Below are 11,513 nucleotides of genomic sequence, written 5' to 3' on the forward strand. Positions count from 1 at the left end.
CTAAACGATGACGAATTTAGCGTCATCTTGGACCAATTGATCCTACCAACGACCGAGGCGTTTCGTCCTCAGGCAATTGTTCTCCAGTGCGGCGCAGATGCTGTCGCCGAGGACCCTCTGTCGCGCCTTGCTTTGTCCAATAATTCTCATTGGCGCACTATTGTGCAATTGCGCGATCTTGCTCCCCGACTTCTGGTTCTGGGCGGAGGCGGGTATAACCCTTGGTCCGTTGCACGGTTGTGGAGCGGAGTGTGGGCAATGTTGAACGGCTTTGAAATCCCTGCGCTTTTGGATGCCCAATCACAACAAATTCTGAGTAGTTTGAATTGGAGCCGAGCCGCAGGACGGAAACCGCCGCTGCATTGGTTTCAGACTCTTAGAGATACACCAAATCATGGGGCAATTCGGCAGGAATTACTGAGCGATCTCCGCCAACTTGCGGTTCGGACTTCGCGGTAGATCGATTCGCTAAAGCCTGCTAACCTGCCGACATTACAAAACTTTTCATCCCGCCAGGATCATGGCTGACGAACTCGCTATTTCACAGAAGTTGGCGGAGCGTGGACACCAAAATGAATGCACACAATCAGATAAATGACTTAAAAGCCCGAATGGGGCGGGCCATTATCGGTCAAACCGATGTGATCGACCGGTTGCTCATCGGGATGCTGGCCAATGGAAACCTTTTAATTGAAGGCTTGCCCGGGCTCGCTAAGACCCGCGCAGTCAAGGCGATGGCGCGTAATCTAGATGCAAAGTTCAGCCGTATACAGTTCACCCCTGACCTGTTGCCGTCTGACGTAACCGGGACAGAAGTGTATCAGCAAACAGATCAGGGTGGTAATTTTCGGTTCGAACCAGGGCCGATATTCGCGAACATCGTGCTTGCCGATGAAATCAATCGGGCACCTGCCAAAGTTCAGGCAGCCTTGTTGGAGGCGATGGAGGAGCGGCAAGTTACCGTCTCTGGCACCACGCATAAGATGGAACCTCTGTTTATCGTGATGGCGACTCAGAACCCAATCGAGCAGGAAGGTACTTATCCCCTGCCCGAGGCCCAGATGGACCGCTTCCTAATGCATGTGCAGATTACCTATCCGCCGGTTCAGGATGAGGTCGAGGTTATACGTTTGGTCCGCGGCGAAGAAATCGCGGCCGGAGCTGGAACACCATCCGAAACGCCGTCTCCGATACCGCAGAGTATCGTTTTTGAGGCCCGATCCGAAATTGGGAATATTCACGTTTCTGATGCTATGGACCGTTACATGGCGGATTTAGTACAAGCCACTCGGACGCCTGAAAACCTGAGTTCTGAACTTGCCAGTTGGATCGAAATTGGCGCCAGCCCGCGCGCTTCGTTGGCGTTGGACAAATGCGGTCGAGCGCACGCCTGGATGAACCAGCGCGATTATGTTGATCCCGCAGATATACGAGCGATAGCACACGATGTGTTCCGCCATCGCATAACGTTGAGTTTTGAAGCGCAAGGAAATGCGAAGTCTGCAGACGACGTAATCGCAGAAATTCTTCGCCTTGTGGCGTTGCCCTGACGACCGAGGAAAAAGCCGCGTGTCCAAGACCGCCGTATATCCGAATGATCCGCGCATCCATGTCGATGGGCCCCACCTGCTGCGGCTTGGTCTAAACTCGGGCGCGATCAGCCTTTTGCCGCGACAGCCAGCCCAATCAATTTTGAATGGCCGTCATGCCTCGCGTTTGCGCGGGCGAGGATTGAATTTCGAAGAGTTGCGTAATTATTTGCCAGGCGATGACATTCGAACCATTGATTGGAAAGTTACCGCCCGAACAGGCGAACCCCATGTCAAGGTCTACACCGAAGAACGCGACCGCCCTGCTCTTTTGCTGTTAGATCAAAGGGTTTCGATGTTTTTTGGAACTGAAACATTCATGAAATCGGTCATAGCCGCGGAAGCGGCCGCAATAATCGCGCATCGCGTGCTTGGTCAGGGGGATCGGGTCGGTGGTATTGTTTTCGGCGATACCGATCTGGCGGAACACCGACCACAACGCCGCGCTGCTGCACTGACCCGGTTCCTTTCGTCTGTCGGCGCTTTGAACTCAATGTTGAATGCGTCCATGCAGCCTGAACCAACGGTCACTTTGAACAACGTTCTTACTCAGGCGATACGAATTGCGCACAATAACACTATCGTCTGCGTGTTTTCCGACTTCGATGGATTGGACGCAGCTTCGGAAGAATTGATACGCAGGTTGGCGGCATCCAACGACCTGATACTGTTTAATATTTCCGACCCTAGTTCCAAGGCGCTAAAGCCCGATCTAAAGCTGACAGTTTCTGATGGCAATCAGCAGATTGAGCTCGACAGTTCCGATCCTGAACTATCCATTCGCATTAGTGCCGCGATGGAGGATCGCCTGGACCAACTTCAACTCTGGTCGCGCAGATATGGATTTCCGATCGTTCCGCTGACTACGGCTGAACCGACCCTCAAACAACTTCTAAAGCTCTTTGGCCATCAAGGAGGTCGGCAATGAGCGTTGATGTTGAAGGAAAATCGCTTGTTGAGTTGCTAGACATGCTAGAGCCGGCCCCAGTGCCAAACCCAATTTCGATGATGCCTCAGACATGGGGGTGGGTTGTTTTAGCAGTTTTACTTTTTGGGTTGATTGCTCTCGCTGCGCTAACCTACCTCCGGCATCGAAATATCAACGCCTACCGGCGCCAAGCACTGTTGGAATTGGGAGTTTCCAACGACAACCCGGCTAAAATCGCCGAGATCCTTCGCAGGACAGCTCTGGTCGCTTACCCACGCCGTCAAGTTGCCAGTTTGTACGGAGAAAATTGGCTGAACTTTTTAAGGCAAACAGATGAAAAAAATGAACTAACGAACGAATTAGGTCAGATTCTTTTGGAGGCGCCATATCGAGACAATCCAGACAACCCCTGTCTAACTAATTTCGCTCAGCGGTGGATCAGGACCCACCAACCGGAGAAAAGAGCGCGATGATCTCTTTCGCTTCGCTATGGGTGTTTTTGCTGTTGCCTTTGCCGCTATTGGTATTTTGGGTCGCTCCACCGCATCGGGAAGAAAGTAACGCCATCCGTATTCCGTTCTTCCGCCATGTGGTTCAAGCTGCAGGGATCGAACCGAGATCAGGGTCTATCATTCGAACCCGCACGTGGGCCCAGACCGTTTTGGTAATCTTTATCTGGTTGATGCTGTTGACTGCGCTGGCTCGTCCTGAAAAACTTGGGGACCCAGTAATTATCGAAAAGTCGGCGCGCGACGTCGTTCTATCGCTCGACATTTCTGGTTCGATGGATCAGCGAGACTTTCAAGCACCTGATGGCACGCCAAAACAACGCCTAGCAGCGGTCAAAGACGTTCTGAGTAATTTCATCGCTAATCGGAAAGGCGATCGCATGGCCCTGATTATCTTCGGCACCCGCGCATTTGTTCAGGCACCGTTCACTGAAGATTTAAAAAGCCTGAATGGCTTTTTGGATCAGACCGAAGTGGGAATGGCAGGCCCAAACACAGCGCTTGGTGATGCTATCGGTCTGGGTATCCGCACGTTCGAGTCAAGCGACGTGGAACAACGATTAATGATTGTATTGAGCGATGGCGCTGACACGTCCAGCCGAATGACGCCAGTCAATGCTTCTGCTATCGCAGCAGACAAAGGCGTTGTAATTTACACGGTCGGGGTCGGCGACCCCAACGCGTCGGGTGAAGATCGAGTTGATCTGGACGCGCTGCAGGACATCGCTAACCGTACTGGCGGGGAATATTTTTATGCCGACGATGAGGCCGCGCTGCAAGCAACCTATCAGCGCATCGACGAGCTCAATCCCCGAACGGTCGAAACACAGAGCTATCGCCCACGCCAAAGTATGGCACACTATCCGCTGGGAATTGCGCTCTTGCTTATACTTGGCGGTTCCCTGGGGCAGTATGTCATTCAAAGGCGCAGAGGTACGGCATGATCGGCGCGCTGGCGGAATTCCATTTTATTCGAACATATTGGTTGCTGTTGCTAATCCCTATTTTTGTCATTTGGTGGCTTGTGAGACCAAGAACAAAATCTGACGCTCAACTGCCGGCGGGGATTGCCCCGCATCTTGCACGAGTGTTGCAGATTGGGGCAGGTGAAACACAGAAAGCCTACCCCGTCGACTTCGCAATGATCGCGGCAATTCTGATTACTTTAGCGGTTTCCGGTCCTAGCTGGTCTCGGGCGCCCAATCCTTTAATCGCGGATACGGCTCCGCTGGTCATAGCTTTGAAGGTCACCGACAGTATGGAAAATAGTGACCTCGCGCCGTCGCGTCTGGATCGCGCCAAGTTCAAAGTGGCTGACTTGATAAAAGCAAGGGCAGGTGCGCAAACAGCTTTGATCGCCTACGCCGGAACATCTCATCGCGTCGCTCCGTTGACAGAGGATGCTAATATCCTGCGTCCACTCCTTGAAGGGCTGTCACCAGCCGTTATGCCAAAGCAGGGCGACGCCGCTGCCGATGCACTGTCTTTATCAGAATCGATTTTATTCGATAGTGAAACTCCCGGCGCAGTGCTGTTTGTCCTGGACGATCTTGACCCTTCGCAACTAACCGGTTTCGAGACTGCGACCGTGCCGTTATTCTTTCTTACCACTTTGCCCGACGATCAACGCATCGCGCAGATCGACACGCTGAGCAACGCCACTGTTGTTCCCTTTTCCAATGATGACAGGGATATCACCCTACTTCAGCGCAGAATTCAGTCAGCATATTCAGCTGCACTGGATGATGATAATCGGTTAGACTGGGAAGACCGCGGTTGGATCCTCGTGTGGCCTGCTGCGTTGTTGTCCCTTCTGTGGTTTCGCAGAGGCTGGGTCATACGTTGGGCATTCGTCATAATGTTCTTTACTTCGCCATCCGGACCCGTTTTCGCCGATGGGTGGAGAGACTGGTTCCTAACAGCCGATCAACAAGGCCAAATCGCAATGAATCAAAAACGATTTGCTGAAGCCGCCGCGCTGTTTCAGGACCCGTACCGACGGGGATACGCTCATCTTAAGGCCGGGCAATATCCCGAAGCATCCGCAATTTTCGCTGAGTTGAATACGCCAGAGGCTGCATTTTCCGAAGGCATCGCAAGGATCCGCAACCGGGAATACAGGCCTGCCATTTCCGCCTTTGAGACAGCCTTGGAACGCCGCCCAGATTGGCCTGAGGCTCAGCACAACCTAGCAGTATCCAAAGCCATACTTGAGTTCGTCGAAACCACGCGCGAACAGTCGGATACTGGTGAAGAAGCCGGAATTGGGGCTGATGACACTGTTTTTGATAATGAGGCAGGCCGCGGTAAAGAAACAACCATCAACGCATCAGTTGATGGTGGGCAGGCAATGACTGCAGATCAGTGGATCAGCACGATCGACACTGACATGCAAGACTTCCTACGCAATCGATTTTTGTTGGAAAATCAGGTGCAACAGCAATGAGATACGTCATATTCCTCATGTTGCTGTTTCCAATTCGAGGGTTTGCTCAAGCCTCGGAGCAGCCTCAAGTGACGATTGCAGCACCAAGCGATCCAGTTGTGGTCGGGCAACCGGCTATCGTTCGAATCAAAGTGTTGGTGCCAACTTTCATGCCGTCCCCACCTGTGTTTCCGTCGCTGGAAAAAGAAAACTTGCTTGTACGCCTGCCGGAGGGGGCGTCTGGTCCCATAAGCGAGTCCGTGGAGGGTGAAACTTGGTCGGGCGTCCAGCGTAGTTATCGTCTGTACCCTTTACAGGCAGGAGACATCGATCTGGGCGCTCTGGACGTTAATGTGACGTTTGCTGACCCCGAAACAAACGAACCGAAGCAGGTGTCGGTCCCGCTGCCTGCCCTTACCCTGACGGCGACGGTGCCCGAAGGAGCCAGAGATCTCAATCCGTTGATCCTCGCCACGGATTTTGGGCTGAATCAGCAGATTGAAGGCGAAACCGACATGCAAAACGGAGGTGCCATAACCCGCCGACTGACCGCCAAAATATCGGGAACAACACCCTTCCTAATCCCAACAATGATACCCGAGGTGCAGGACCCGCTGCTGCGCGCATATCCCAAAGAGCCTCGCTTTACGGAAAACGAGGACCGAGGTGTACTTTCTGGTCAAAGAGTCGACGAAGTCGTTTACCTTGCACAGGACGGCGGCGAGACACAGCTGCCAGCAATATCTGTCCAATGGTACAACCTAGAAACGGACGATGTGGAAACCATCGACATCCAAGCAGTAAGTTTGACGCTTGCCCCCCCCAAGTGGGAACCACCTGACGCCGACACTATAAGAACCTTTGTTTTTCGGATCACCTTGCTCGCGGTCGCTATATGGGCGTTTGTGCGGTTTTTGCGTCCTCGTATAAACTCGTGGAGGACCAAGAGGCGTATTGCGTATGAGGCGTCACCGAAAATCGTGCAAAAAAAACTCAAGCACGCTCTCCAAGAGCATGATCTTTCTGCAGCTTATTCGGCGTTGGATTCACTGAAAGCCCTCTGTGATCCTTCTGATGTCGCTGGGATTGAAAATCGACTGGCTGACATAGGCGCAAGGCGGTATTCGGGTAAGGCATTCCCCAACGCTGAGGAATGGTCCGAAGCAATAGCAGAATTGAAATCTTTGCGGCTCATGAGTGAAAAACGACCAGAAAAACTTCCTCCGCTCAATCCATGAAGTCAACTTTGACAGCTTGCGATGAGTTTTCGGCGGTTTCTCAGTCGAACGCGGCCGTAGCCAAGTTCGATTAAACCGAGATCTGCCAAGCGGTGAAGATTGCGATGAAGTGTTGGCTGCGACACGGCAACCATTTCTGCCAGTTCATCCTGCGACACCGTTATCCATCCATTAGACTTCGACGTTCCTTCATCCAGATGAAGTAGTCGCAGCACCAAACGCTTTTCCGTACCAGTGACCGCAAGGTTAGCCATAATACGAAGGGCTGTTTGCATATTCTCGTGGGTTAAAGCGTAAAAATCCCGAATGTATTCAGGGTTTTCCTTTACCAATCTGTCCACTCGGGTGCTCGGAAAAAACAACGTTCGCGTTTCTTGCGTGGCGACCACGCTAACCAGTCTCTGGGCATCAGCAAACAAAGCTAAATCGCCGATCCAAAAACCACCTCCCTGACGATGAAGAACAAATTCTTGACCATCGTCGGCCGGGGCCGTGATCTGTACCGCGCCGTCCAAAACGGTGTAAACACCGTTGGCAGGATCGCCGCTGTGATAAAGGGTTTCAAACGCTCCGAAAGTCTTTTTGGTGGCGCATTCGAGCAAATCCTTTTGAAACCTAGCTCCCCGCGAGCCGAACCAACCAGTGGCCAACAATTGCTTTCTATCATCCTGAATATCAAACATTAGTATTCATCAATCTCATCATATGATAGGTTTCAGGGTATTATCATAGCCTAGACTACTTTGGTACGATTCCCGTCCTATTCAGGTTTTTTATCGCCGGGATTCAGGAACTTGTTGGCGGATTGCTATAGAAAACTAGCCGCCATCGATGACTTTTCAATAAACGGGTCATTAAGACCCAAACAATTCAGGGAGCTCATCATGTCACCACCTTTTTCCATAGCAGATAGTTGGCGTCGCGGTTTGCGCCGTTTCGCCGTCGCCTCTGTGGCTTTTGCGCTGGCGGTGCCCGTCTGGGCGCAGGATCAAAAGCCAAATATCCTTGTGATTTGGGGCGATGACATCGGCCAGTCGAACATATCTGCCTATACAATGGGTCTGATGGGATACCAGACCCCGAACATCGACAGGGTTGCCGACGAGGGCATGATCTTTACCGACTATTATGGTGAGCAATCCTGCACTGCGGGCAGATCATCGTACATAATGGGCCAGTCTGTTTTCAGGACAGGTCTTTCCAAGGTTGGCTTGCCAGGAGCTGATCTTGGTATGCAAACCGAAGATCCCACAATTGCCGGGTTACTCAAAGACCACGGTTATGTGACCGGTCAATTTGGCAAAAACCACTTGGGCGATAAAGATGAGCATTTACCGACAAACCACGGATTTGATGAGTTTTTTGGCAACCTCTATCACTTGAACGCCGAAGAAGAGCCTGAAAACGAAGATTATCCGGGCGACATGGTCCTGGCTGACGGACGCACTTTCCGCGAAGCCTATGGTCCCCGTGGGGTAATCAAATCAAAGTCCGATGGAACCATAGAAGACACTGGCCCATTGACCAAGAAGCGCATGGAAACCGTTGATGACGAAACGGTCGCTGCAGCCATCGATTTCATCAAACGCGCGCATGAACAGGGACAGCCATTTTACGTTTGGTGGAACGGTACGCGCATGCACTTCCGCACCCATGTCAAAGACGAAATGCGGGCTCAGGCCAATGAAATCATTGGTGGCGTTGCAGATGAATACACGGCCGGGATGATCGAACACGACATGCATGTTGGACAGTTGCTGGACTTGCTGGATGAGCTGGGCATAGCTGATAACACGATCGTTCATTACTCGACGGATAACGGCCCACATATGAATACTTGGCCGGACGCTGCTGCGACACCATTCTGGGGGGAAAAGAACACCAATTGGGAAGGTGGCTGGCGTGTACCTTCGATGGTTCGCTGGCCCGGTCAGATCGAGGCAGGATCGGTGACAAACGAGATCGTTCATCACATGGACTGGCTGCCGACATACCTTGCAGTTGCAGGAGACCCAGACATCAAACAAAAGCTGATGGATGGATACAGCTCTCCTGGTATGGGGCGCGACTACAAAGTGCACTTGGACGGATACAACATCCTGCCGCTACTTACCGGCGAGTCCGCCGAAAGTCCGCGTAAAGAGATATTCTATTTCTCTGATGACGGCGACCTGACCGCCTTGCGGTTCGAAGATTGGAAGCTGATCTTCCTGGAACAGAAAGCTTGGGCGACCTTGCGCGCTTGGATCGAGCCATGGACCGAGCTTCGGATTCCGCTGATCGTCAACTTGCGCCGCGACCCATACGAGCGCGCCTATCGAACCTCCAACACCTATTATGACTGGCTGTTGGATAGGGCTTATTTTCTGGTTCCTGCGCAACAATATGTTGGCAACTTCTTAGCCACGTTCCAGGAATTCCCACCTCGTCAGAAAGCTGCAAGCTTTAACCTCGACCAGGTAATGGAAAAACTGGCCTCACCAACAAACAACTAAGAAAGGCAAAAAAAACCTAAGTGGGCCGCCAATTCAACGGCGGCCCTTTTCATCTTGTAAACACACGAGAATTTCATGCGACACTATTCTCTGAGCGCCCTGCTTTTCTGTGTTCCCCTGATGTCCTTGGGCGATCCATTGCCCAGCTGGAACAACAATGAAGCAAAGAAACAGATTATCGAGTTTGTCGCAGCAGTGACGGACCCATCCGACCCAGACTATGTAACGCCAGCCCAGCGCATAGCTGTATTCGATAACGATGGCACATTGTGGGCTGAGCAACCGGTTTATTTTCAGTTCATATTTGCGATGGACAGGCTGGCTAATCTCGCCAAAGATGATCCCGCAATCCTCTCCACCCCTGCTTTACAGGCGGCAGCCAAAGGGGACTTGGATACCGTTTTGCAGGGCGGACACGATGCGCTGATCGAGGTTGTCAACGCATCGCATTCAGGAGTTACGGTCGATGAATTTCAGGCCGACGTAGCAGAATGGCTTGATATAGCTCGACACCCTTCAACTGGATTGCCCTACAACCAAATGACCTACCAACCGATGGTCGAACTTCTGAGCTATCTCAGGGACGAAGGTTTCAAGACTTTTATCGTTTCCGGTGGCGGACTGCATTTCATGAGGGTTTTTGCTGAAGACGCATATGGCATCCCCCCCGAACAAGTTCTTGGGACCTATGGCGAGACCACGTTTGACACGACAAATGGTCAACCTGTTATTGCCAAGGCACCTGGCATCGCCTTTGTCGACGACAAAGAAGGCAAGCCAATAAACATAGAACGGACGATCGGTCGAAGGCCAATTATTGCCGCAGGAAATTCGGACGGTGATTTTGCGATGATAGAATGGACTACGGCAGGAGACGGCAGGCGTTTGGGAATCCTGGTCCACCATACGGACGCAAAACGTGAGTGGGCTTACGACCGTGAAAGCCCGGTCGGAAAGTTGGTAGAAGGTCTCGAAAAAGGCCCCGAAATGGGATGGGTGCTAGTAGATATGGCGAATGATTGGTCGCGCATCTACACTGGGGCGAACTGAACGACCCGAATTGTGAGAACCTGATGTGGGCTTTGCTTGTTTCGCTATTCCTCTTTGGCTTGTATAGCACTGCGGTTTTTTTTGCGGTGCGCGCTGCACAGACTGCCCGTACGCCGCAAGGCGCTGTGGGTTGGGTGGTGTTTCTAATTACTGCGCCCGTACTTGGGGTGCCTTTATATCTTTTTCTTGGTCATCACCGATTTCGCGGCTATCGCATCGCCCGACAGGAAAGCGAGCGCGTTGTGGAAGGGATCAAGACCTTCGCAGACTTCTCGCGGCCTGACCCAGACAAGATGGGCATAAATCCGCGCCCTTTCGAAGCGTTGGCGCACCTACCAGTTTCGCGGGGCAACGGTGCGGAGCTGCTGATAGATGGCGAGGCTACTTTCGCATCGATATTTGAGGCCATCGAAAGTGCCAAGTCTTATATTCTAATTCAATTTTACATCGTGCGCGATGACTCACTGGGTCAGGAGTTACAGGAAAAACTGATTGCTGCTGCGAAACGCGGCGTTCATGTCCGGTTCATGACAGATGCGGTCGGCAGCTACGGTCTGCCCTCCGCATATTTAGAAGCGATGCAAGAAGCGGGTATTGATGTCGCAGACCCTAAAGAGCAGCGCGGCCCGAATTTTCGATTTCAGTTAAACTATCGAAACCATCGCAAAACGGTGGTTATCGATGGGGAAACCGGATTTATCGGTGGTCACAATGTCGGTGTCGAATACTTGGGGCAAAATCCCCAATTCGGACATTGGCGCGACACTCACATTAAAATGACGGGCCACATTGTCAGGCAGTTGCAGCTGATTTTCGTCGAAGACTGGCATTGGGCCCGCGACGAAGACTTAATTGATGAACTGGATTGGGCCGGCAGCGAGTCTGAGCAAGACATGAACGCGCTTTTAGTGGCGACCGGGCCAGGCGACGATTCCGAAACCGGAGCTATGATGTTCTTTTCTGCAATCGCTGGCGCAAATGAACGGGTGTGGATAGCCTCACCCTATTTTGTTCCGGATATCGACATAATGACTGCGTTGCAGCACGCTGCTCTGCGGGGGGTGGATGTACGTATTCTGGTTCCTGACGTGATTGATCACAAGCTACCTTGGCTGGCCGCGTTTGCCTACTTCGACGAAATTCGCGAGTGCGGGGTAAAGGTTCTTCGCTATACGGACGGCTTCCTGCACCAGAAAGCATTTGTAGTCGATGACACTTTGGCTGCTGTCGGAACAACCAATCTAGACAACCGGTCATTTCGATTGAACTTCGAGGCGAT

Annotated in this window: 10 protein-coding genes and 1 pseudogene; 10 read left to right on the forward strand and 1 reads right to left on the reverse strand. The window is 52.1% G+C overall.

What is annotated here, in order from left to right:
• The 7 genes and pseudogenes from AC2FNV_RS22205 to AC2FNV_RS22235 all read left to right on the forward strand — a co-directional run.
• Nucleotides 1-459: pseudogene (locus tag AC2FNV_RS22205) on the forward strand (acetoin utilization protein AcuC); the annotation flags it as partial.
• 113 nt (nucleotides 460-572) lie between these two features.
• Nucleotides 573-1,550, forward strand: coding sequence for an AAA family ATPase (locus AC2FNV_RS22210; RefSeq protein ID WP_170608675.1), 978 nt, complete (start codon nucleotides 573-575; stop codon nucleotides 1,548-1,550).
• A gap of 19 nt (nucleotides 1,551-1,569) precedes the next feature.
• Nucleotides 1,570-2,517 (forward strand): DUF58 domain-containing protein, encoded by a 948-nt coding sequence (locus AC2FNV_RS22215; protein WP_170608676.1) that lies wholly within the window; start codon nucleotides 1,570-1,572, stop codon nucleotides 2,515-2,517.
• Nucleotides 2,514-2,990, forward strand: coding sequence for a DUF4381 domain-containing protein (locus AC2FNV_RS22220; protein ID WP_170608677.1), 477 nt, complete (start codon nucleotides 2,514-2,516; stop codon nucleotides 2,988-2,990). The genes AC2FNV_RS22215 and AC2FNV_RS22220 overlap by 4 nt, the downstream gene beginning before the upstream one ends.
• Nucleotides 2,987-3,970, forward strand: a complete 984-nt coding sequence (locus AC2FNV_RS22225) for a VWA domain-containing protein (RefSeq protein WP_170608678.1) — start codon at nucleotides 2,987-2,989, stop codon at nucleotides 3,968-3,970. Before AC2FNV_RS22220 ends, AC2FNV_RS22225 begins: the two co-directional genes overlap by 4 nt.
• The gene (locus tag AC2FNV_RS22230; RefSeq protein ID WP_170608679.1) at nucleotides 3,967-5,472 is read left to right on the forward strand and encodes a VWA domain-containing protein; all 1,506 of its coding nucleotides are present in this window, start codon (nucleotides 3,967-3,969) and stop codon (nucleotides 5,470-5,472) included. Before AC2FNV_RS22225 ends, AC2FNV_RS22230 begins: the two co-directional genes overlap by 4 nt.
• Nucleotides 5,469-6,689, forward strand: coding sequence for a BatD family protein (locus tag AC2FNV_RS22235; protein WP_170608680.1), 1,221 nt, complete (start codon nucleotides 5,469-5,471; stop codon nucleotides 6,687-6,689). Before AC2FNV_RS22230 ends, AC2FNV_RS22235 begins: the two co-directional genes overlap by 4 nt.
• 2 nt (nucleotides 6,690-6,691) lie before the next feature.
• Here AC2FNV_RS22235 and AC2FNV_RS22240 read toward each other — a convergent pair whose 3' ends face one another.
• Nucleotides 6,692-7,372, reverse strand: a complete 681-nt coding sequence (locus AC2FNV_RS22240; protein ID WP_170608681.1) for a Crp/Fnr family transcriptional regulator — start codon at nucleotides 7,370-7,372, stop codon at nucleotides 6,692-6,694.
• 201 nt (nucleotides 7,373-7,573) lie between these two features.
• On the opposite strand from AC2FNV_RS22240, the gene AC2FNV_RS22245 reads away from it, so the two are divergent.
• From AC2FNV_RS22245 to cls, 3 genes are all read left to right on the forward strand, one after another.
• The gene (locus AC2FNV_RS22245; protein ID WP_170608682.1) at nucleotides 7,574-9,184 is read left to right on the forward strand and encodes an arylsulfatase; all 1,611 of its coding nucleotides are present in this window, start codon (nucleotides 7,574-7,576) and stop codon (nucleotides 9,182-9,184) included.
• A gap of 75 nt (nucleotides 9,185-9,259) precedes the next feature.
• Nucleotides 9,260-10,234: an HAD family hydrolase gene (locus AC2FNV_RS22250; RefSeq protein WP_496774550.1), complete on the forward strand. Its 975-nt coding sequence runs from the start codon at nucleotides 9,260-9,262 to the stop codon at nucleotides 10,232-10,234.
• A 23-nt stretch (nucleotides 10,235-10,257) separates the two neighbouring features.
• The coding region (cls, locus tag AC2FNV_RS22255; protein ID WP_496774551.1) for a cardiolipin synthase at nucleotides 10,258-11,513 on the forward strand (1,256 nt) is incomplete at its 3' end.

It is taken from the genome of Ruegeria sp. BHSA163, from assembly GCF_059613365.1.

What these genes read in the sequence shown, in the direction of transcription:
- AC2FNV_RS22245 (WP_170608682.1), top strand. Translation starts at nt 7,574, where the DNA reads ATGTCACCACCTTTTTCCATAGCAGATAGTTGGCGTCGCGGTTTGCGC.
- AC2FNV_RS22210 (WP_170608675.1), top strand. Translation starts at nt 573, where the DNA reads ATGAATGCACACAATCAGATAAATGACTTAAAAGCCCGAATGGGGCGG.
- AC2FNV_RS22235 (WP_170608680.1), top strand. Translation starts at nt 5,469, where the DNA reads ATGAGATACGTCATATTCCTCATGTTGCTGTTTCCAATTCGAGGGTTT.
- AC2FNV_RS22240 (WP_170608681.1), bottom strand. Translation starts at nt 7,372, where the DNA reads ATGTTTGATATTCAGGATGATAGAAAGCAATTGTTGGCCACTGGTTGG.
- AC2FNV_RS22220 (WP_170608677.1), top strand. Translation starts at nt 2,514, where the DNA reads ATGAGCGTTGATGTTGAAGGAAAATCGCTTGTTGAGTTGCTAGACATG.
- AC2FNV_RS22225 (WP_170608678.1), top strand. Translation starts at nt 2,987, where the DNA reads ATGATCTCTTTCGCTTCGCTATGGGTGTTTTTGCTGTTGCCTTTGCCG.
- AC2FNV_RS22230 (WP_170608679.1), top strand. Translation starts at nt 3,967, where the DNA reads ATGATCGGCGCGCTGGCGGAATTCCATTTTATTCGAACATATTGGTTG.
- AC2FNV_RS22250 (WP_496774550.1), top strand. Translation starts at nt 9,260, where the DNA reads ATGCGACACTATTCTCTGAGCGCCCTGCTTTTCTGTGTTCCCCTGATG.